Genomic DNA, 21,467 nt, shown 5'->3' on the forward strand with positions numbered 1-21,467 from the left:
AGGAGGGTGACAGAATTAGTCATAGATCTGTGTAAGCAAAAGAAATCACACCTTCATTCATCCTGTTGATTGCTAGTTGCCGAAAAGGTTTATGCCTTAAAAATGTCGCCTTGGCTTTCTATCGGTGACAGCTTTTGACACCCCTATCAAGAATACTCTTAGCAAGGACCTTTCGTGAGCGTGCCCTTCGTCATCTAGCAAGCAAGGGTTGCATCTAGTAGACCCTGCGAATTCGGAGCGCCCTCAACGATAAGTATCAAAGACAATACAGAGATGAGATCGATGAAGTTACTGAAGGAATACAATTTTGTGATCATGATGAACATTTCAATGAAGGGATTAAACCGATGAGATTTGCCGTTCGCACCGAGCACGCAGAACGTATCATCACCGAAAGCTATGCTGGCGCCAGCAAACCGCTCACGAAAACGACGAGCGTTCGCAATCCGCATGACGTCCAGTCATGGCAAAGCAATCCAAGAGAGGAACGGCGAGCAGACACAGCACGCAAGTTCGCTGCGGTCCCGTTTTATCTCGAGCTTGCGAGGTACAGCCCGGAGCAATTGCCATCAATGAGCTTCCCCGCTGTCTTTGATCTCGCTGACGGGCAACGACGCTACCCCGACAAAGGCCTCATCAAATCTTTAATAGATCAGAATCTGGTCTCAGGTCTGATGGTAAGTGAGGAACTCGTCTTCGTTTTGACCCAGCAGGGTCAGAAGATGTTCGCAAGACCACGGGCATGAATGCGCTGCACAAGCAGCGGCTCACCGAAATAGCATTTAATCCCGGTTGCCAGCCGCTGCCCGGGTCGAACTGCCTCAATGAGAGCGTATTTATTGAATAGTTGATAAATCTTGGCTGCTATCCTTCCACCACCGGGTACATCGGCACGCCCCATTCACCATCCGGCGCGTCCATCATGAGGTCGGCCATAACTGGAACCACGTCTCTAAGAATGGCAGCGCCGTCGCGAAGTTGATCTCGGTTGGTTGCCGAGTTCCATGTTGACCCACCGTGCATGAGTTGGTTGCGCAGGACATACAATCTATCAAAAAGCATGGAGAGAATCTTAACTGTATCCCGATCTGTTAGGGCGTCATGAAACCGTTTACGGGCCACATCGAAGCGCTGTTCCCAATCCTCCGCATCACGTTCGCCATGATGGTGTCTCCAGAATGGTGCAAAAACGTACTGGTTCTCGAGAAAGAGTCGAATTGGACCCGGGAAGCTCGACCATACAATACCGTATAGTCTCCCATCGTTGTCGAGCTGCTGAAGCCGCCGGAAGAAGGTTTCGAATTCGTCACGGGCGCCAAAGACCGACGGTTCTCCGCCATAAGCGGCGTTAAATGCGATCCAATAGAAAAGGAAAGCGGCGCCTGGGTCTTCAGTTTCCTTTTCAGCTCGGCCGATCCAGCTAATGGCTCTATGGATCCGCAAGGAGAAGTCTTGCAGCCAGTCTTCGCGCTGGGCGCGTTGGCGGGACTTTAGAGTTGAGAAATCGGGGGGCTGTGGGGTCATTGGCCAGTCTCCATAGTCCATTTAGGCAATGCGCAGAGAGCGTTTACGAGGCGCATTTGTTCTACAGTTGCACAAGGCGTCTCGCACAGACGCGGCGAGGCAAAGACGAGACTCAGGGCTTTTCCGCGACTGATTGCAACGTTGAGCCGTTGGCGCGACAGAAGAAAATCGAGGCCGCGAGAGGTTTCCTCGGCGGTTGAGGCTGTCATGGAGATCAGAGCGACAGGAGCCTCCTGTCCCTGGAACTTATCTACGGTTCCCACACGAATGCCGGGCAGGGCGTCTGAGAGTTCGTTTACCTGCACATTGTAAGGTGCGACGACGATAATGTCGGAAGGAACGAGAGGTCGCGTCAGGCCATTGCGGTCGGTCCATGTCCCCGAGATCAGCGTTTCGACGGAGCGTCGGATCGCTTCGATCTCCTCGGGACATTCCTGCGCACGTCCGTCGTGCTTGACCGGAACAAGAAAGGCGCCGGCTTTGGGCAGGCCGTCGGCCTTGACCGCCTGTTGTATCGTGCTGTCATGTGCGGTCAGGCGGCCTTCGTAATATTGGTCGGAGATATATCGGCAGAGATCGGGGTGCATCCGTCGTGTCTCTGCCAAGAACAGTCCGCGATCCCCTTGGACCGTGGTCGCATCGCCCAACATCCAGTCGAGGCAGGATAGATCTGCGGGGTGCGGATGGGCGCCCTGGATGACCTGTGGCAGCTGGTTTGGGTCACCGACGAGCACGATGTTGCGAGCAGCATTAGTCATTGCGATGAGGTTCGCCAGAGACACCTGTCCCGCCTCATCGATAAACAAATAATCAAACGTGTTAGCCAGCTCTGATCGTGCAAACAGCCACGCGGTCCCACCAATAACGTCCGCTGTGGAAAGGAGCGGATCGTCGTTTTTGGTAACCAAGCCGATGCGGTCATAAGGCGAAGCGAGTGGGTCTTCGCCTCGACTCCCTTTTCTCGCAATGCTCACATTCTCAATCGTCGGAGGCCAGTCGTCTTTATACAGCGCGTCGATGCAGCCCTTCAGTACGTTGCGGATGGCTTCATGTGAGTTCGAAGATACCCCGACGCGATTGCCTTTGCTGACCAAAGCCAAAATGGCTCGTGCGGTTACATAGGTCTTTCCCGTGCCGGGCGGTCCCTGAACGGGCAGGACTGTGTTGTGCATCGCCTGTGTTGTGGTCTGCAGCGCGACAACAGGATCTTCGCCATCTGGAACGGGTAATAAGGAGGGAACCGACATGCGTGGCGCGGCGCGGGAGAGTATCTCGTCCGCAACGTGATTGGCCTGAGGACCGATCTGGTCTTCCACCACTGCCATTATTGCGGCCGGGATCGGATCGGCGCGAATGGCGAAGGTCGGCAAGAGATCTAGACGGTCGGGCAGGCTGTTCACACCGAGTGCTCCGGCCGTGATCCTGATCGTGAGAGTGCGCGATCTCCGGTTCATTTCGAGAATTGTGACGGTTGCGTGATCATCGCCAAGCAATATCTGCGCTGACTTTCCAGCGCGTATTTTAGTTTCCTGAGCGGGATAACGGTAGCGACGGATCTGAGCGGATTTGTCCGGCTCAACTGCGCTGATAGAAGTCAATCCGCCAAGACAGTCCATATCCTCACACAACTCCTCGGATGTTTTTGCTGCTGCATCGAATACAGCCCACGCGGCTGGTTTCGCCTCGCGTCTGTGGAATTGTGCAAGATCAAACAGCAGCTCAGCTCGCCCTTCAGGTAAGTCGGCATCGTCGAGTCGAGTACGTAGCTCTTCGGCCTCTTGATCCGCTTCATCGTGACGCTCTTCCTGCGGCGGGGCTTGCTCTGGCCAAGGTCCTTCAGGGCGTACCGAAACAAGCCAGTCCCGTAATTCTTCCGTAGAGACACAATCCAGGCGATTATAATCCTCGATTTCCTGCAAGATTTCCGGGTCTGCGTTTTCCCGCCATTTCTCGTAGGCAACTACTGATCCGCCGGCGGTCTTCACTTCACCAGTACGTTCAAAGCCATAGAGATACTCCATATCTTTGATGGAATAGGATTTCTCTGAAGCCGCCACACCGCCGCGCACCACTGCATAAAGGTCGCAAAAACGCCGTTCGCGGAGCCATTTGTCGAGTTGTGCTTCCCCAACGCCATATTGGGTGCACAGGCGGCGTAGAGCAGTGATCTCGTAAGCGGCGTAGTGGTAAATGTGCGCGTTGGGGTTGGCGGACAGGCGAGCGTCAAAAAGATCAAAGAGGTCGAGGAGTGATTGTCGCTCGGCTGCGCGGTTGTGCGCCCAGAGAGCCGTGAATTCTTTGCCGTCCCAGACGCCGTGGAGATACTCTAAACCGTCACTGTTGTCTTCCCTATAGTATGGGTCGCCTTCGATGTCATAAAACAGGTCGCCATTCGCTGGTTTGGGCAGCAGATCGAAGCCTTTGCCTTCAACAGCAGGGCGGAGCTCGTGATGTGGGCCTTTTTCCGAACGCGCCGTTTGAAGCCGGGCCTGGAGGCGTAGACGTTCAAGAGTTGGACCGGCAAGTCGAGGAACTCGGTCTTGCCAAGTGGAAAGCCCAGCCATTGTCGAGACGCCGGCAGCTTCCAGCTTCGCCACCTGAGTCCGGCTGATCCCAGCAATGCGGAACAAACTGTCCTCGCTTTCCCACTCACTTGCGCAATGCACACGCCACCTACAGAGTTCGCAGGTTGAACAGGGGATCGGGCGGGTGGGCCACGGCTCTGTGACAAATGCTTCCAACCTGTCCCGCGCTTGCCGGGCATAGTCGGCATATTCGGACAGCCGAAAACTTGCTCGCGTGCCGTCACCGAGGAGGACGTGCGCGTTCTCTGGGGCTCGACCTTGGAGCGGCGTTAGTAGATCGGAATAGAGAACCAACTGCAGCAGGTGTTTTGGGTCGGGTTTTCTCTTCAGCTTGGTATCGGCTACCTCGTAGGAGAATGAGCCAAGCTCAGACGGCACTTCTACCCGCTCCAGAAAGTCTGACCAACCACCCCACGCTCCGCCTTCGAGCGCTCCTTGAAATATAGTCGCAGGTCCTCGGTGAAGCGCTGCGATTGTAGCCTCGACAGCGATTTCGAATGGTTGGCCGTTATCGATCTCCGCCACGTCGGCTTGTGCGCGAAGACTAGCAAGATGCGCAGCTTCGTGTGCGTCGCCGTAGCTCTGCAGAAGCGCTGCATCTTCACTGTCCTCGGCAGGCTCTGGCCCCCGACCGTGCAGCCGCTCGAGATCTAGAAAACTGGCATGAGAACAGGACATGAACCGCATAAGATCGGAGGCTGAGAGGCGGATCTGACCGTCAACCCGCATCATGGAGTGGTCTCCGTATCGGTTAGGTGTGCCAAGTGCAGTGCCTTGCCCCCAAGAGCGCGAAAGGCACGCTGCCTGCAAGTCAACACGATGATCTGTAAGTCTCCTGCTTGACGGTGCAATGCGTCAAACATCCGCTCGATCCGATCGTCGTCAGTGAAGACGAGCGCATCATCTAGAATAATGGGAGCAACACGCCCGGCGGCAGCGAGCATTCGGGCGAAGGCTAGGCGCACTAAAAGTGCCACTTGCTCCTGTGTCCCGCCGGACAAGATGTCAATTGGTTCCTGTTGCCCGTTGCGGATCAGAGTGTCGGGCAAAAGAGATTCCTCGCCCCAAGTAAGTTTTGCCTCGGGCCAAAGCAGATGTAGGAGAGGTTTGAGTTCCTTGGCTATTGGAGCAAAGTACCGTTCCCGCGCTTCACTGCGAGCGGTCTCCAGTGCTTTTTCTAAGCGGAGCAGAACAGCCACCTCACGCTCGATCCGAGCAAGAGTGATTTGCGCGGCCTCGAGCTGTTGTTCGGTTTCCGCCAGTCGCTCTTCAACTGCGTCGCCAGAAGATCGGCTAACGCGTTCGTCAAGCGTAGCGAGCAGTGGTTTCAGGCGGATTATCTCGTCGCGCGCGCTTTGATCAACCGAAACGGCACGGTTCAGCGCGGCTTCTGTAGTAGCAAGATCAGGTGCGTTTTGTACCTTTGTTTTGTGAACATCTTCGGCGGCCTGAAGCGCTTCAGCGGTCCGACTAGCCTCCGCTAATAGGTCAGCTTCCGTGCTATCTCCGTATTTGGTCAGAGCATCATCGGCCCGCTTCAGGCGTTCTACCAGCGCATTAAGCTTGGTTTCAGCACGCGTTGCCTCGTCTCGGGCGTCTGATACTCGGTCTGACGCTGCATCGCGGGCTGCGCTGGCTTCTACCGTGGCGGTCCGCGTCTTTTCCAGCGCGATCTCAGCCTCCTCCGGCGTGGGTGCATGTAAGTCTGCATCCAACTCCGGGATCTTCGCCATCGCTTCACGTAGTGGATCAAGTCCATCAGGCGCAAGACTTTTCAGTACGGCTTTTGCTTCGCCTTGCCGGCGCTCTGCGTCGGCTCTAGCGGCGGCGCTTGCACGCGCTCCGTCAATGTCATTGGCGCCGATCCCCTCGAGTGCCTTACGCAGCGCCGCCGCTGTGTCCACCGAACTGTCATCGTGGCTGAACTCGCTGGGATGAATTTCCAACTCTCCAACACCATCGATAGTAAGCCTTGTGGTCCGCATGATGGGCACTACTTGGCCGTCGAGAAGGTCGCTCTTTTCGGACCGTATGGCCCCATGACACCCTTCCGCATAATGGGCTATCACTTGGGTTGCTGTGGCATCCCTGGCTGCAACAGCTGTAGCATGAGCCGCTGCTAGGCCTTCGATCTCGCTAATAGTTTTTGCATCGGGGCCAGACTTTGCTTCTGCCGCAGCGGCTTCCATTTTACTACGTGCCTTCTCGGCCTCTACTATGCGTGCTGTCAGTTCGTCTCGACGTTCAGCACCGTCGCGAGCGGCTTTGGCCCGAATGGCGAGGTTGTAAGAGACTTGGGCCTTTTTATGCGCCTCTTGAGTAATTTCGAGACTACGTTCAGCTTCATCGCGTGCTGCGCGCTCTTTCTCCAAAGTGACCTTCGTCTCTCGCGCTTCTGCCTCTGCCCGGGCGCTATTTTGCGCTGTCACAGTCCTTTCGGAAGTGGCCACTTGGAAGCTCTCTAGCTGGTTTCGCGCGTTGTCGGCGGTCAGGCGGGCCATGTCCACTTTGCGCGCCTCAGCTTCTAGCTCCTGTGCATGACGTTCGGCCGTGGTATAGGCGGCTTGGGCCGCCTCAAGCTTCTGTCGCCGCTCAACGGCGGCCACAGGGTCTTCTAACTCGCGCAGGTCTTGTCGCGCCCGCTTACGTTCAGCCAATGCCTTCTGCAGGTCATGCGCCGTCGCCGCCAAGTCTTCTCGCCGAGCAGCTAGCTTTACTACGAGGTCCTGTGCAGCTTTCCAAGGGCCATTTGCGTAAGGTCGCCCGGTTTTTGTAGCATATTCGGCGAGTTCCTCTCGACACCGCGCGAGCGCCGCGTCCATACGCCGACCGCCCGTCATTGCTTCAACTTCTTCGCCGACCGATGACATCAAGTCCCGTCGCGCCTCGAGTGCGGCTTTCTGTTCCTTGGTCGAGCCACCTGTCAGGTCGGTCATGCCTTGCCGAACCCAAATTAATCCCGAAGGGCCGCCGGTATCATCGCCTAGTAAATTAGCAATCCACGCTTCCGCCTCGTCGGCCTGTGCAATTAGACTTCCGTTGCTGTGCACTGTGGCAACAGGTTTCTGTAGCCATCGTTTCTTAACGACAAATCGATCTTCGTCCACGTCGAGTTCGACAGACACCTCTGGCCCTCCGCCAGCATAGGGACGAAGAGCTGTAACGTCCTTGTCGCGGGACGTGTGCGATTTGAAAAATAGCGCTTGGATTGCGTCGAAAAGCGTGGATTTACCTTGCTCATTGGGTTCGCTCAACACATTCAACCCGTCTCCGATCTCTCCGACGCGAACCGCCTCAGTGAAGCGACGAACATTATCAAGCGTGATGGAGCGGATCTTCATTTTGATCCCTCCCGGACATAGGCGTAGAGACGGGCGAGGGCGTCAGCTGCGACCTCTCGGTCCTCATGCGTTAGATTGTCTGCCTCGGCATCATCCTTGAGCATGTTTGCCGCTAGTCGTAGGGCACCGGCTCTGTCGATTTCGTCCAGATCGGCAGCGTCGTATTGCGTGCCGAGTGCATCTGTCATCAGTTCGAAATGAGCGAACTCCGGAGCGACGCTTTCGGCGGCAAGTTCCAGATCGGTTCGATCGGGAAGCCGGGCCCAACCGGTGGCTTGAACCTTCATCATGATATCACGTCGGCCCGATTTCGGCAGAACATCTATCAACGCGGCATCCGCATCTTGCCGGGGATGCAATGAAAGGGGCACCTCAGTCCAAAGAAACTCCCCCGTCTCAATTTCCTTCACCCTTGGTAACGCGCCTGATCCCTCGAGCTCGATGGAAAGGCAAACGCCTCGGCGGCCATGCTTGAAGCGATCCTGCTCGGGTGAACCAGAGTAGTGTACCCTGTCGGACACGACTAATCGCCCGTGCCAGTCACCAAGGGCGAGGTAATCCAACCGAGCGCTTTGATCACGGTCGGGGGCGATCGTATCTCCAGCATCCGTAAAGTCGGTGACGCCGCCATGCGCCAAACCAATCCGTATCCGTCCTTCGTCGCTTGCCATGGTGACCAACGGCTCGGAGGGATCGGTCGCACTGGAGCGGAAGGCGATGGGGCAGGGCAGCAGCGTGGCGACGTCCCCAAAATCGTGCGGCACCGCATCCGTTAATGCCACGACGTTCTTTGGTATCTCGCGGCAAATTGTCTCCCAAAGGGGTTCTGCATCTCTGAGATTGTCGTGGTTGCCTGGTAAAAGCCACCAAGTCACATCGGAAGCTTCCACCATTGCTGCAAGCGCCTGTCTGATGACGGGCGGGGATGGAGTGGCTGTGTCGAACGTGTCTCCCGCTAGCAGAACATGCGCAGCTCCGTTGTTCCGCGCGGCCGTTGCCAATCGACCAATCGCACTGTGCCGAGCTTCCATAAGACGTCCGCGAATATTGCCGTCGGCTGGTTGCGGGATATTCGAAAACTTTCGACCGATATGCAGGTCGGAGGAATGTATGAAGCGAAATGTCATCGCGGCTCCTAGAAGATCATGTTTTGATAGCGTTGCGTGGCTTGCTTCAAGTATGGGCCTTGGGGGTGTCAGAAGGTGTCATGGTTAACGGTTGTTGCTGTCTGCCAAGCGTGTGCGTTCGGCATGCGACTAGGCAATTGGACTATCAGTTTGCGACTTTTTGCATCTCTTGAATGAACCATTTGGGATTTCTAAAGCTTCATCCACTTTAAACTGACTTTCCGACTCCAGTTCGACCTTTCCCTCTTAATCTACGGAAGCGCTGGAAAATCGTTTCTTCTGTGGCCGGCAACCATTTCGCGCAGCCTTTCCGGAGCCATGACCTCAACTTGGTCTCCCCATTGATACAAATGCCAGGCCATTTCCATGAGACCTGAGGCAGCGAAACGTACCGTCAAAGACCCATCTGCGTGCTCGACCATTTCCTGTTGCGGGTGAAAAATGAACTGCTGTGCAGTTTGTGCAGCCTCAGCAGTGAAGCGCCATTCTACGGGTCCAAATTCCGCATCTGAGTGAAATGACCCGAAAGCCTGAGCGGCGAATGTGTTCAGGTTGAAGTCCGGATCCCGTGCGAAACTGCGCGAGGTGATCGATGCCTGCTCAATTCTATCAAGTCGAAAGCGGCGCATGAGACCATCGCCATGAGATGGGCGACCGACGAGATATCTGCGTGTGCCGAGAAGAAGGCCGTGTGGCTCAATCAACCGTTCTCTTGAACCATTGTCCTGTGCACCGCGGTAGGTGATCTTCAGTTCCCAAGGTGCCCGCAACGCTTCGGTCAATGCTCCCAAGAGCTTCATGTCCGAAACCACGCGTGGCCCTGGTCGCGACGCAAAGCCCTGCGCCTCCAGCAAGGCTTCAGCATCGGTTTCTGCGCGTCGCTTATTTGGACCTGGCATGAGAGCCAAAAGACGATCGCGCAATCGGCGAAGGCTTTCTACCTCGTTCGCCGCCCCATCACGCTGCGCACGTCTTATCGACATTTCCAGAGCTGTAAGTTCTGCGTCGCGAATTCCTTGGGATGCAACTAGTCGTAAATCGTCGCCTGCAAGCCTCCAGAATTTGCGGCGCTCTTCGTCTGTCCGTGTTTCGACATGTGGGTAAACCGCCTCCAGCGCCTTTGTCATGCGCTGTGCCGTGCGTCGGTCTACCCCGAAGACTTCTTCGATTTCGGCAAGGCCCACTCCTAGACGGCGCGCGGTGGCGAGTTCCGCCAATCTCAGCAGGTCAATCGCCTTAAAATACGACATTTTTCACCTCTGTGACAGGTTTTGTCACCTTAGCAATACAAAATGAATTGTGGAAGAAATGGGCGCAGGAGAGAAGAAACTATGTTCATTTTAGGCTTCGAATACGCGACTGTCCTTGTCTCGTGATACACCTGGTTCGCTTAAGAAATGGTGCGGAGTCCGCATTGCAAAAAGCCAAGATTGTCCAATATCTTGTAGTGTAGAGCATAGGGCGGGCTCACTCGCTTTCTTTTCAAAAGGATCGCTAGTCTTTCTTGCAGGGGTGCGACGCGACAATCTCAAAAGATATTCCTCTGCGCAGCTACTTTGTAGTGTATTTAAGGCTTGGCTGCTTACGCAGCATAACAACTAAAGGATGATCGTCGTCCATGGACTGGTTTGAAGCGATCACTGGCTTTCAGGAAACTGATTATCATAGCACGCAATCGCGTTTGTCGGTTCAAGATGGTTTGCTCTGCTCAGAGTTTTCCGAGCGCAGACCGGCCGTGGGGGATCTGAAACTACCGTCTCTTGCTGAGCTTAGAGCGTCGGGCCCGCCGCAGATTGCAAACAAGAGAATGTCAGTAGAAAACATCGTGGGAGATGTCAGGCAGATACATCAGAACCGCGTTTCGAAGGGGCATTGTTTCAAGTGGCTTCGCAATTCAATCTCCTCGAAATGGTGAGCCCAAATGTGTCGCCCGAAGACGGCGTTTCAATATACCAGTTCGACCATACTCAAGGCCCCGCATGTGCAATCGCTGCTGGTGCAGCAACCATCTACCGCAACTATCTTCTCCCGGTTGGCAGCGGGATAGGGCAAACAGGAACTAAGCAAATCAACGGTTTGAACGATGTGGCAGGTGCTCTTGGAAGCTTGATTCAGGTCGATCCTGATGACCTGTTACCTGTGAGGAATGGATACGTGCTACCAAGCACCGCTAGCCTGGAGCGTATCAATTCTCTGCTCAGCACAATGACACAAGGTGAGCTAGACGAACTGAAAGGGAGACTGAGAATAGGCGTTCACAAAGACGTTGAAGTCACGGACATACAGCCTCCGAAACCATTTCTGGTTTCTCAGGCATTTTGTTCAGCTCTTCCAGTTGCTTACTCGGGCATCGGTGCCCAAGTGTGGGAACCATTTGCACGGTTGGTTCTTGAGGCTGCATATGAAGCAACACTTTGGGCTGGTTTGGTCAACAGTGCGCGTGGTGTATCAAACATCGTGCTGCTTACTCGACTTGGTGGGGGTGCTTTTGGAAACCGTGATCACTGGATCGATGAAGCGATTGACAAAAGCCTAAAACCGTTTCGAAAAAGCGGGTTAGAGGTCATTTTTGTGAGTTTTGGATCGGTTCCTCCCTCAATGAAGCGTCTTGCTGAAAAGTATGGAGAAAACTGAAGTGAGTTGAGAATTGTCAGCTCTGTGTCAGTATCCTTAGTATTTCTACTATTGATCTTGTTTCACCCCCGCGGTGGATCATGGCATGACAGTTGGGGCAGACCGGAACTAAATCGATTTCTGGCGAGACTCGCCGAGTGTCTTTGGCCTCAGAAATGGGGTTTAAATGATGAACGTGCATGAACCCTTCTCCAAGAGGTCCGTACGCAACGGCGAAATCGAAGTGGCAGATGGTGCAAACTAAATTGCCGTTGTTCATCTTTCGATAGTGCTCAATGCAAAGAGCCCGAGCCACAGGATTGCGTTCTCGGCTTGACCGGATAGATGAGCGCACGGCTCCCTCTTCCAGATACCGTCGCCCATTGTGGTTTGGTGGGGATTTGCTGAGATCAGCACATTCAAAGCCAGCTTTCTTGAGACCCACGCGGGCTTCAAACGATTTGAAGTCTGAACCTTTAGCGTTGGTTGCGATCCCCCAGATTATCTTTGCGGGATAAGGAGCTTGGGTCTTAGGATTTGAAACGAACCACTTTTGGGCCTCTCTGAATCCCGCAGGGATCCCGTGATCATCGTATTCCTGAAAAGCCCGCATAACTGCGTCTCGTGTGATGGTCTTTTCAACCCAGAAAGTCTTCTCCGACGGTGAAGGTTTCGTTTGAAACTCTATTTCTAAAAAACTTGTAAGTTGATCGAGCAATTCTTGGTGCTCGACATCTCCAGCTGAGACTTCCCGAAATCCTGAATTTCTCAGTTCATGCCGATAGCGCTGCACTTCTTGTGCCAAGCACTTTCGCGCGCTCATGTCTCTGCCGGAAATACCATCCACAAGCCGGCGGATTGGCAGGAACTTGTGATACGTTCTGTTGAGCACCAAAAGCTGAGGCTGGTTTTTGATCTGACGTCTGGCTAGGAGAGGGTCACCTAAGTAGATATCGTCCAGCTTTGACGCGGTATCGTGCCAGGGACTCATTATGGGTTGTCTCGAAGTAAAGGGTTAAATCTGATGGGCTTTAGCATTTGCTTTTGAATTCACCTGCAATCTGTGATCCGATCAGCACTATCAGTGCAGACCTATTTGTCTAAAATGCGGAAGACTTCGAGCTTACGTTAGGCATTTGGGGTACTTTGATGCCGGACTTGGCCATTGCGGCGGAAAAGTCACCGATTGGCGGGCCTTCACCACTTAAATCCAATCCCTCTATCGAGCGGATCTTGTCATCAAAATCCTTCTGAAGCACGTAATGCGGGTGATCTTCAGGCAAATACGACGATCTTTCATATAGTAATTTGACCTTACTTCCTGTCGTATGATCGACCACTTGGACGTCAAAAGTCTGAAACTCAATCTTTATGCGTCTCTCCAATCGAGGCAAAGGCGATTGCTCGAAGTCTGGGAAAAAAAGCGCTGTCAGTTTCTTGCTATCGATATGGATTTTGAGAAGCGTCGCCTCTGATAGGTCGCCTGCTAGTCTTTCCCCAATGGCGACATAACCTCGAAGAACCGGTCCTAAACGAGCAAGGTCTTGGACATGGAACTGGAACTTGGCCTCATCCAAACGTCCGATGCCTTGATCTAGTGCAGTTTGCACTTCGCCCATCAGCTTTTCTGAGTTGCCGATGGAAAACAGCAATGCTTGTCCTTCAGCGATGGCTCGCTGATGGGAACCAAAGAATGCGCGAACATCGCGTTGAAGTTCTGGCGGCAGCTCGCGATACGGAGGTCGCTGTCCAAATGCATTGAGAGCGAAAAAGAGGCTTATGTCTTCTGATTTTCGCGCGACTGTCTGATCTAGTTCGTTCGCATCGACATTTTGAATTGCGAGGTTCGCAAGATATGCCAGCGAGTGCTTGGAAGCGGCGACGCGCTTCTGCAAAGATATTGGTAGTTCATTTTCATCCGGGTATCGCCCAAGATCTCTGATGACTTCACTCAGCCGATTGATGGTGGTTTTGTCAGCACCCTTCGCACCCCTATCCGTAACTAAGGCAGAGCGTGGCGATGAACGCCGCATTGCCGTCGCGCTGCTACGAATCCCGATCTGCTTGCGAAACAAGAACCTCTGTTCAGCAACTTCGTCTTTAAAAACGAAGAAAATGCCTTGCCCGGCTGCGATTGGTGCTGCGTCGAGAGACTGGGCGATGAAGTCCCGAATTTCTCCTTGTGAGTAGTATTTTTGAAAGGTTTTGCGGGATGTAATGAACCCATCTTTGTAAGGGCGGGAGTTGCTTAGATTCCCCTTGCCGATAAGCATTACAGAAACTGCGAGGCATTCCTTAGCGAGTGAAAATGCTCGTCGAAGCGCTTCGACCCTTTCGCCACGGTCCTCGATGACATTCAGTACAAATCCGAGGTTTACGACATCGCACTTACGTAGTTGCTCAGGGTCGGGCTTGAAATGCGGGTCCCATCCGCGCGCGTCTATCCCTGCCTTTTGAAGCGCCCGAACGTCATCCCCTTGCCCACACCCATAATCGAGCACTGAGGCTTCATCAGTTATGACACCGCCTGATTGGAGCAAAAATATCGGCGCAGATACTGATGATCTTGGAATCGCGGTTTTATGCCGCTCTATGGACTCGTTGATCCGAAAATCTGTCATGGAAACATCAGCTTTGATGGCATTAATTCTTATGGCTCGATAGATTTGAGCTTTTCCTTCAACCGTTCATTCATCTCGTCCCCGTCGACTCCGAAGTGTATCTGTCGATGCACCGTCGGGTCGATGGCTGCGACGTATCTCGGATCGTCTGGGCCATTATCAGATAGCCGCCGGGTGTGGTGAACTTCTAGATATGGCTCGCCCGATTTTCGGAGAAACGGAGCAGGCTTCCCTGTTAGTTCACATATTCCGTCTGCTCGCGCCAGGACATATGCTTTCACGGCTTCGGAACGTTCTCGAAGGCGTACCTTCGCATCTTTGATTGTCGATGACCGCTCTGGCACAACCGCATCAAAAGCGCGCTTTTTGAGCTCTTCTAATGATGTCTTTAGTGTCTTGGGTTCTTGGTCGATACTCGTGAAAGCGTCATGGCCTTTGCGCACAAGATGGAACCGGATTGCATTTCTTAATTCGCCGTTTTTGTCTGGTCCGCGATCTATCTGCCATCCGCCGCAAGCAAACTCACCGAGGAACCGATAGGGTTGGCTTTTTCCAAGCATCTCAAAGAGGAGGATGTCTTTACCATCTTTGACATGATCACGGATCGCGAGGTTGCCGCGGGAAAACTCCATATCTCCGATCTGGCCTTCACCAGTGTACAGGAAAGTGCTTTCGCTCTGCCATCCGTCTTCATAGCCAAACTGCTCACCACTCTTTCCAGTGAAGATGAAAACGTATGGTGCTTGGGCTGAGGGTGAAATGCCGCTCTGACGGCTGCCACCAAACTTATCGTGGATGTCCTTCACCCGGCTATAAAGCTCGCCCACTTCAAACAATTGGTTGCCCCCGTTTTGATTGCATGCGGTTAACCTTAAGACAAAGCACCCCCAACCTGCCTTACTCGGAGTGATCGCCGTTGCTGTCCAAGCCGTTCTCCCTGAGAACCTTCTCCCACTGTTTACGGTAGCCCATTTTGTGCATGTTTTGAAACAAGCCAAGCCGTTCTAAACGATCAGTTAATTGCGCGTACTCTTTGCGCTTTAGGTCGTCGAATGCCAGAAGCAGTTCTTTCCTATGCAGAATTGGAGGGTTGTCTGAAGAGTAGTTCCGGACCTTAGCCTTGCCCGAGCTTAGATCCACAAGACAGCTTCTTTTGAGGCCAGGAAAGGCTGCGTGGTCAAGATCTTCATAGTCCAAGAAAGAGACATGGTTGCCCTTCCTTCGGTTCACTTTGAGGACACACCATTCAAAGCCGTTCGGCAAGAGCGACGCCGCTTCAGAAACCAGATCAGCTTCTGAAGACGATAGCGTATGGATTGCACTTCGATGGAGATAAAGCGCACCGCCTACGAGTTTGCCTGTCCGCACATTATCCTTGGTGTCTGCCGCACGATGAGACATAGCTCTCAGCTTCACGCCACCTTCAAAAGGTTTCGCGTATTCATCGTCAAAGATGACATATCGCGCAGCCGTCTTCCGGTTCGCCCACAGGAATCTCATATTCCTTTTTGAGGCGCTCTAGTTCTTCCAATGATCGGGTCTGAGACCAGGTGAAGCGCCGACCGTCGGGGCCTTCTTCTTCATACGTCTTGGCGTGTTCGAACAGTTCTGGGTGGCGCTTTCGTAAAGCCTGCCATTCGCCGACTTGCTGGTAAAAACAGAAATAGCATCCCGAACGCGATCGCCATTCGTAATACTTTGGGAAGCCTAGCCCGCTGCCGTCTAGAAGATCGCGAACATCGTCAATCCCGAACCCAATATCCTTAAAGGGATAAACGGGGCGAATGTTCTCCTTCGAGCTTAGAGCTACGGGCTTAGACGCCCTCTTGGCTTCGTAAGTGCCTTGGTGATTTTTCGCTGCGCCACCGAAGCCTTCACGATTTTCATCGCCGCGAATACCGATATACGAGTAGCACTCAGAGTCTCCGACGAACATTTCGAAGGGTTTAATCTTTAGCATCCGCGTGCACCAACGCGCTTGCGGGCTTGGAAGAAAGCCACTGTAGACCTCGTCCAGAAGTACATCGAACGGCGAGCGGCGGCCGTCTTTATTCCTCACTTTAAGCTCTGGGAGGTCCAGCGCCGTAAGCCTCTGAACCTCAACGCCAAAAATCGTCTCAAAGCGCTTTATGTATTGATAAGTCTCTGGCAGCTCAGCTCCAGTATCCGTGAAGATAAACTCTAGCGGCAAATCGCCATGATTTTCGAGCATGTACACCGCTAAGGCTGTACTGTCCTTGCCGCCACTCAAAGGCACGATGTGTCTACGCTCTGTATCTAGAATTGCATCTTCAAGGGTGGTCGGCTGCATCAGATTTTCCTCAATATTTCATTTATGAGTTCCTTGGTGGCATTCTGACCAGCTACCTTCGCGTGCTTATCCAACAAAGACCGTACTTTGCTTTCCAAGAAAAGTGGGAGGCCTTCTGCTTCGTCATCTAATGACAAAGCTGCATCTTCAATTTTTCTCAGATTAGCGCGAAGAGATTGCTCAAATTCGCGGGCAGTCATATCGTCCCACTCCTCAAAGTCTTTGCCCGACAACATACCAGACAGGGCTCTCACAAAACTTGCCTCGGTATAGCGACCATTTAAAGCTTGTCGCGCTCGTGAGATTATACCTTTGCTCAAGCGATCGAGAGCGGTGTGCTGGTCGAGCGTTATCGGTAAAATCTTAGCCCAAGTTGAAGCCGCATCTAAAAGTGATGCGCCCTTAGATGCGCTTTGGCCGGAGAATGCCATTCTTGCTGCCGCGATTGCACGCTCCGTATAGACGGCCGTAAGTTGCTCGATTTGCTGTCGAGCTCTCGAGATGTATGCAACGCATTCATTGTCGAGTGTGTCGCGAGAGGCGATGTCAGGGAATGCACGGAAAAGCAGGTGCACAGGATCTCCATCGGTCTGACGCAGAACACGCTGCAGTAGCGTGGCTTCATCACCTAAGCCTCTCGCCTTCAGAGCAGACGGCGGCAAATTTCGCCGCCAAGAATAAACGGCGTCGTAGAATGCACGCACTTGATCCGTTTCTTGGGTGTCCAAGATAGGATTGAACTCTTCGGTAAGCAGATTGATAAGCGATACCTGTTTCTTAGTGCGCGAGATTACCTCAAGTTCGAAGGCCTCTGGATTTTCCGCGATGGCTTCTACCACAGTCGGTTGAATATCGTCGACGTAAGCCCATCTGCCTCCGATATTCTGTCTCAGAGCAAGACAAGATCCGAATGCTTTAAGGCCTGCTGCGATCAAAAGCGGCAGCGTGCCCGTGCGCAAACCAATCGGACTGTTGGTAAGGCGCTTGATCAGCTCTTCGAAATGCTTTGGTTCTTCTCTTGGAGTGCTGAAAAACTCTTTAAGAGTTCCCCACGCCAAAGACATGCCTGGATCGCTCAGATCGCTTGGCTCCGTGACCCATTTGCCAGCAGTATCAGTGCTGCGATAGAGATCGGTCACACCAAATATTGTTCGGAAAATCGATGCGTCTGCGGAAGTTGCACCAGAATAACCCAACTCCGGATCGCCAGTTCGTTCCAGTACACCCAAAATACAACGTTTCCGAGCACTTTTGCTCTGAGCAGTCACTTTGCGTCGGACAATTTGTTCGTTTCTTATCTTTGGCGTCTTGGGGAACCGGTCTTCGAAAACATTAGAAAGCACTTCATAAACTGCCCCAGGCGCTTCCATTTCGACAGGTTGCCCCTTTGAGTACCAAGCAACGCCGCCGTTTTCAGGTTCCGTGAGTAACTCAAGTCGAGATGTTAGATATTCAAAGGCATTCGTTTTCAGTTCGGCAAGTTCCCGTTCGATAAGCGGATCCAAGGACAGCAACTCTTTGTCCTGTGATAGTCTTTTCAGCGCCTCAAGTTCCAAAGTCGCCGGTTCCAAATCGAGTGTACGGTGAGGAATGGCTACTATTAGATGGGAGCGCTGTTGCAGCCAGCTTTTGTCGAGAGCATGAATGTCGCGATTGGTGCCATCAACAACTAATGCAACCAGACCATCATTATCGTCTGCCAAGCGTCCGTAGAAATCTCTTGTTTCAGGGTCGACTAGCTCTTGAAGGCGGACATATACGCTTGGTGCGTACCGCGTCAAACTATAGTCGAAATTATACCTAGGAGCTGTATAGGACAGTGGCGGTGCGAGATCATTTAGGCAGCCCAATATGTCTGTTTCGGCGGCTAGTTCCGCTATGAGCTCGGAGACTTTCGCACGCAGATCAATGTCCGCGCCATGCCAAACTGAAACGTCATCTGTTCTTCTTCTGTAAAGCAGCAACTTTCTAGCAACGAGAGCATCAATTGCATCTGTGATTTCTTGTTCGCGGTAGGTGCTTCCCGCAAGCATTGCCGCTTGTAAGCGTGACATCGAAAGATGATCACGTTCGCCACCACCGCCGAGCTGAAGCAAACAGACAGCGGCCAATAACTCTTTCTCAAGTTCACTTTCGGCACGGGCGCGAGCGCTTTCGGTCTCAACGAGACGCCGATGAACTCCACCGGGGCCAGTATCCTGCCTCATCGCTTCTGCAAAGTGAGTGAAAAGATGTTCGATCGTTACTGGCTGATCTGACGTCTCTGATGAAAGAGCTGAAAGAAAAGAGAAGACTGTCCGTTCATTCTGACCAACGCGTGCAGAAATTCTTGGCAGGAGGTAGAAGGCGCTGGGCGTCAGAGGCCACGCCTGTTCCAGCATGTTCTCGAGGTGTACTTGGTCTTCGAATGTGGAAAAAAACCCAGCATTAGCGGACTGCTGTGCTAGGGCTGTGAAGTTAGTTCTCGACGACTGTACCGCTGAATCTGAACCCGTTGCTTCTGACGTCAGCTCGGCAATGAACTCGTACATCTCATCGCTATCTTCGACTATCGTAAGAGTGTCAAAGCGACCTTCAATCTTTCGCCATGCGTTCTGACCTGATTGGCTCAATCTCCCGCTGTACCGCTGAAAATTCTGGTGCAGGAGGACCGTAAGGGTTGCGATTGGCGCCTTTCTCCGAACGACCCATTCGGCAAGCTGTTGGACTTCCAAGAGTTCTTCCGAACGTCCGGTTGAGACCAGCCTCTCGAGGTGCCTGCCGAATTCGTCCCATATGATGGCAAGCCGATCATGCTTGTTTCGCTTGAGATACCTTAAAATAGCGGCCAAGGCGGCTTCCATCGATCTCGGCTTGTTGAGGCCGAGGCCCTTCGCCAAAGCTAAGGGTAGATCAGGAACGTAACCTGAAAGCGAAATCACTGAGCCTTTGGCCTTGGACTCAAGGCGCGATGCTGACGCTTCCGCAAGATCCGGATCTACCCGCTCAAGGCGTTCAATTACTGGGTTGAGATCCGATTGGTATGTTGTGTCGGCGTCTGCCAATAGGCCGCCGACAAGGGCGGCCAAAGATTTACCGCTGCCATAGGAGGCAATTACGCTGGTTGCCTGACTGTCACCTTCGCCCAGTACAGCTCTAACAATGTCGAGAGATTTTTTCGTCGGCCGGTAATGCGTCGCGCGTGACGGAACAAGAAGGTCTTCGGAAATACTAATAGATTTCAAAAAGCTCATATTGCTGCCTCGAGCACACGGTCGGTTTGAGATTTTCTTGGAGACTTGAAGTAAGCATCTACCCAATAGTCTAGCGGTTCGCTTCGCACGCTCGCGACGCGCTCGCCCGCGAGAAACCTCGTTGCCAACTTCTTTGAACCCAACGCGTTTGCGGATCGCGTGACGAGTTGGGCAAACGTATCTGTATCCACATTAAGGCTACGTGCAACGCGACGGCCTTCGCCTTCGCCGTCCAGATCAACATCGAAAAGGCGTTCGTCATGTTCTCGGCGCAGGAGGCTGAGACCCGCGGCTATAACGTGCGGTGGGATATGCGCTTTGGGTGTGCGTCGGTCATAGTGGTCAAGTTCGGATTGAAAGACCAATAGACCCAAACGTCTCAGTGGGCAGTCAGAATTTTCTTCAGGGTCGACATATGGAGCTGGTACCGAACGGGAGTAACTTTGAAGCAAAACCGCCACTTCTCGTTGAAGAAATTTTTGAGACGGTACTTTTTCCGATTGGGCCACTAGGTACGATTGAAGTGCTTCAATAAGGTCCGTGCGTTTGAAGCGATTTTGGCGGTGTAGTTGGAAGAACCATCCAAAGATTCTATCGGTTTCTCCAAATGCCAGCGATAGGTGGACGAACCACCAGGTTCCGAGGTCGCTGAAGTATGGATCATTTTCCAAGACAACTTTGCCAAACGGCGACAGCTGAAGCGGAGCACTTGGTTCAGGTCGTTCGGAAAGCCCTATTGTTTTGAGCCACCAACCGATTGACCGGGACATGTTCCGTCCAACACCCATCGCGTCGGATGCTTCGTTAGTCGACCAACTAACATCGTCTCCTTCGTTTAGCAGGAATAGGCCCTTGGTAAGCCAGTTAGGTCTGACAAAGAAAGTTTCATGCCCGCCGAATTTCATTGCACACATCCGAGAACCTCCCGCAAAAAACGCGCCTCTTGAGACACAATGTCTGCTGCCTCAAGAGCATCTTCCATGGTGTTCAAAATTGAGAATGAGAATCTAAGAGAGGAAAAAGCCTCTTCTTCCGAAATGCCCATAGCCATAAGGGTTCTTGAGGGTGATGGGCGCGCAGATGAACACGCGGAAACCTGAGAACAGATCACGTTTTCTGCATCGAGGCGTGCCGCAAGAGCTTGCCCATCCACGCCATGAAAAGTGATGTTCGAAGTGTTCGGGACACGCCGGGCGCCTTTCCCATTGATGCGAATGCCTTCCAGACCTTCTGAAAGCGCGGCCTCAAAGGTATCTCTCAGTTGCCGCAGGTGCTCGAGGTCGCCTTCCAACGAAAGACGCCGCTCCCTGCACGCGACACCAAATCCGACTGCGCCCGGTAGATTCTCCGTGCCAGACCTCAATCCACGTTCTTGTCCGCCACCCGAAATTAGGGGAGTAACCTTACTGTTGTCTCCAAGGCAAAGAACGCCAACACCCTGTGGGCCATGAAGTTTGTGAGATGAAAAAGAAAGAAAACTATATTTGGCTGAGAGCTCGTCGCGCGGTACACGTCCCACCGCTTGAGCTCCATCGAACAGAGTTTTCGCGCCGAAGTAAGTTGCCAGCTCGCAGACCTCATCCACAGGCTGTAGGACACCGGTCTCGCCGTTTGCCCAGTGCATCGCAACCAAAGATCTTGGGTGCGCATTCAACGCCTCCCGTAGCGCGGCGAGATTGACTACTCCGTCACTGTCTAAGCCCACTTCGATGAGATCATGATCTGTGTATTTCGCGGCGGATTCTACCGATGGGTGCTCGCCGGAAGTGCAAACGATCTTTTGTCCTTTGCTCAGAGCTGCCGAGATGACCGTATTGTTCGCTTCGGTAGCTCCGGACGTGAATATGACATTGGCTAGGTCAGTTGACATAAGTTCAGCGATGGATTGCCGCGCGGTTTCAAGTGCTTGACGGGCGCGTCTCCCTCTTGCATGAGGACTTGAGGGGTTGCCGAAATTTTCGGTCAAGCAGACATTAACGGCATCGGCCACTGACGCTAGTGGGCGAGTCGTAGCGTTGTTATCGAGATAGATTTCAGGACGCATGGCTGTGTTCTGCTGCTGATAATTGTGGCTGTAATATCTCCTAAGAGCACACTATATGGATGTGCCTG

Annotated in this window: 15 protein-coding genes; 2 read left to right on the top strand and 13 right to left on the bottom strand. The window is 53.1% G+C overall.

Annotated elements, in window-relative coordinates:
- The first annotated feature begins 347 nt into the window (after positions 1 to 347).
- Complete coding sequence (locus GS632_RS19200; protein ID WP_171722346.1) at positions 348 to 746, top strand: hypothetical protein; 399 nt, start codon at positions 348 to 350, stop codon at positions 744 to 746.
- 118 nt (positions 747 to 864) lie between these two features.
- On the opposite strand, the gene GS632_RS19205 is transcribed toward GS632_RS19200, so the two are convergent.
- The 5 genes from GS632_RS19205 to GS632_RS19225 all read right to left on the bottom strand — a co-directional run bounded on the left by GS632_RS19205 (position 865) and on the right by GS632_RS19225 (position 9,827).
- Positions 865 to 1,524: a hypothetical protein gene (locus tag GS632_RS19205; protein WP_171722345.1), complete on the bottom strand. Its 660-nt coding sequence runs from the start codon at positions 1,522 to 1,524 to the stop codon at positions 865 to 867.
- On the bottom strand, positions 1,521 to 4,841 hold the full coding sequence (locus GS632_RS19210) for a TM0106 family RecB-like putative nuclease (RefSeq protein ID WP_171722344.1): 3,321 nt from the start codon (positions 4,839 to 4,841) through the stop codon (positions 1,521 to 1,523). Before GS632_RS19210 ends, GS632_RS19205 begins: the two co-directional genes overlap by 4 nt.
- Positions 4,838 to 7,450 carry an AAA family ATPase gene (locus GS632_RS19215; protein WP_171722343.1) on the bottom strand — a complete coding sequence of 871 codons (2,613 nt, stop codon included), beginning with the start codon at positions 7,448 to 7,450 and terminating at the stop codon, positions 4,838 to 4,840. Before GS632_RS19215 ends, GS632_RS19210 begins: the two co-directional genes overlap by 4 nt.
- A complete protein-coding gene (locus GS632_RS19220; protein WP_171722342.1) occupies positions 7,447 to 8,577 on the bottom strand; it encodes a DNA repair exonuclease in 1,131 nt (376 codons plus the stop codon). Before GS632_RS19220 ends, GS632_RS19215 begins: the two co-directional genes overlap by 4 nt.
- 251 nt (positions 8,578 to 8,828) lie before the next feature.
- Positions 8,829 to 9,827 (bottom strand): YafY family protein, encoded by a 999-nt coding sequence (locus tag GS632_RS19225; protein WP_171722341.1) that lies wholly within the window; start codon positions 9,825 to 9,827, stop codon positions 8,829 to 8,831.
- A gap of 631 nt (positions 9,828 to 10,458) precedes the next feature.
- Between GS632_RS19225 and GS632_RS19230 the strand changes: the two genes are divergently transcribed.
- A complete protein-coding gene (locus GS632_RS19230; RefSeq protein WP_216601867.1) occupies positions 10,459 to 11,211 on the top strand; it encodes a hypothetical protein in 753 nt (250 codons plus the stop codon).
- A 16-nt stretch (positions 11,212 to 11,227) separates the two neighbouring features.
- Here GS632_RS19230 and GS632_RS22045 read toward each other — a convergent pair whose 3' ends face one another.
- From GS632_RS22045 to GS632_RS19270, 8 genes are all read right to left on the bottom strand, one after another.
- The gene (locus GS632_RS22045) at positions 11,228 to 12,181 is read right to left on the bottom strand and encodes an HNH endonuclease (protein ID WP_216601868.1); all 954 of its coding nucleotides are present in this window, start codon (positions 12,179 to 12,181) and stop codon (positions 11,228 to 11,230) included.
- 109 nt (positions 12,182 to 12,290) lie between these two features.
- The gene (locus GS632_RS19240; protein ID WP_171722340.1) at positions 12,291 to 13,811 is read right to left on the bottom strand and encodes a DNA phosphorothioation-associated putative methyltransferase; all 1,521 of its coding nucleotides are present in this window, start codon (positions 13,809 to 13,811) and stop codon (positions 12,291 to 12,293) included.
- A 29-nt stretch (positions 13,812 to 13,840) separates the two neighbouring features.
- Positions 13,841 to 14,647 (bottom strand): HNH endonuclease, encoded by an 807-nt coding sequence (locus tag GS632_RS19245; RefSeq protein WP_171722339.1) that lies wholly within the window; start codon positions 14,645 to 14,647, stop codon positions 13,841 to 13,843.
- A gap of 61 nt (positions 14,648 to 14,708) precedes the next feature.
- Positions 14,709 to 15,311: a hypothetical protein gene (locus tag GS632_RS19250; protein WP_171728254.1), complete on the bottom strand. Its 603-nt coding sequence runs from the start codon at positions 15,309 to 15,311 to the stop codon at positions 14,709 to 14,711.
- The gene (locus GS632_RS19255; protein ID WP_171722337.1) at positions 15,259 to 16,122 is read right to left on the bottom strand and encodes a phosphoadenosine phosphosulfate reductase family protein; all 864 of its coding nucleotides are present in this window, start codon (positions 16,120 to 16,122) and stop codon (positions 15,259 to 15,261) included. The genes GS632_RS19250 and GS632_RS19255 overlap by 53 nt, the downstream gene beginning before the upstream one ends.
- Positions 16,122 to 19,355: a hypothetical protein gene (locus tag GS632_RS19260; protein WP_171722336.1), complete on the bottom strand. Its 3,234-nt coding sequence runs from the start codon at positions 19,353 to 19,355 to the stop codon at positions 16,122 to 16,124. The genes GS632_RS19255 and GS632_RS19260 overlap by 1 nt, the downstream gene beginning before the upstream one ends.
- A complete protein-coding gene (locus GS632_RS19265; RefSeq protein ID WP_171722335.1) occupies positions 19,352 to 20,260 on the bottom strand; it encodes a DUF4007 family protein in 909 nt (302 codons plus the stop codon). Before GS632_RS19265 ends, GS632_RS19260 begins: the two co-directional genes overlap by 4 nt.
- Positions 20,257 to 21,399, bottom strand: a complete 1,143-nt coding sequence (locus GS632_RS19270) for a cysteine desulfurase family protein (protein WP_171722334.1) — start codon at positions 21,397 to 21,399, stop codon at positions 20,257 to 20,259. The genes GS632_RS19265 and GS632_RS19270 overlap by 4 nt, the downstream gene beginning before the upstream one ends.
- Between the last annotated feature and the right edge of the window lie 68 nt (positions 21,400 to 21,467).

The organism is Ruegeria sp. HKCCD7296, from assembly GCF_013110775.1.
Classification (GTDB): domain Bacteria; phylum Pseudomonadota; class Alphaproteobacteria; order Rhodobacterales; family Rhodobacteraceae; genus Ruegeria.

Excerpts from the sequence above, each read along its gene's own strand:
- GS632_RS19270 (WP_171722334.1), bottom strand. The coding sequence starts at position 21,399 with ATGCGTCCTGAAATCTATCTCGATAACAACGCTACGACTCGCCCACTA.
- GS632_RS19220 (WP_171722342.1), bottom strand. The coding sequence starts at position 8,577 with ATGACATTTCGCTTCATACATTCCTCCGACCTGCATATCGGTCGAAAG.
- GS632_RS19205 (WP_171722345.1), bottom strand. The coding sequence starts at position 1,524 with ATGACCCCACAGCCCCCCGATTTCTCAACTCTAAAGTCCCGCCAACGC.
- GS632_RS19210 (WP_171722344.1), bottom strand. The coding sequence starts at position 4,841 with ATGATGCGGGTTGACGGTCAGATCCGCCTCTCAGCCTCCGATCTTATG.
- GS632_RS19225 (WP_171722341.1), bottom strand. The coding sequence starts at position 9,827 with ATGTCGTATTTTAAGGCGATTGACCTGCTGAGATTGGCGGAACTCGCC.
- GS632_RS22045 (WP_216601868.1), bottom strand. The coding sequence starts at position 12,181 with ATGAGTCCCTGGCACGATACCGCGTCAAAGCTGGACGATATCTACTTA.
- GS632_RS19250 (WP_171728254.1), bottom strand. The coding sequence starts at position 15,311 with ATGAGATTCCTGTGGGCGAACCGGAAGACGGCTGCGCGATATGTCATC.
- GS632_RS19265 (WP_171722335.1), bottom strand. The coding sequence starts at position 20,260 with ATGAAATTCGGCGGGCATGAAACTTTCTTTGTCAGACCTAACTGGCTT.
- GS632_RS19200 (WP_171722346.1), top strand. The coding sequence starts at position 348 with ATGAGATTTGCCGTTCGCACCGAGCACGCAGAACGTATCATCACCGAA.
- GS632_RS19255 (WP_171722337.1), bottom strand. The coding sequence starts at position 16,122 with ATGCAGCCGACCACCCTTGAAGATGCAATTCTAGATACAGAGCGTAGA.
- GS632_RS19240 (WP_171722340.1), bottom strand. The coding sequence starts at position 13,811 with ATGACAGATTTTCGGATCAACGAGTCCATAGAGCGGCATAAAACCGCG.
- GS632_RS19260 (WP_171722336.1), bottom strand. The coding sequence starts at position 19,355 with ATGAGCTTTTTGAAATCTATTAGTATTTCCGAAGACCTTCTTGTTCCG.
- GS632_RS19215 (WP_171722343.1), bottom strand. The coding sequence starts at position 7,450 with ATGAAGATCCGCTCCATCACGCTTGATAATGTTCGTCGCTTCACTGAG.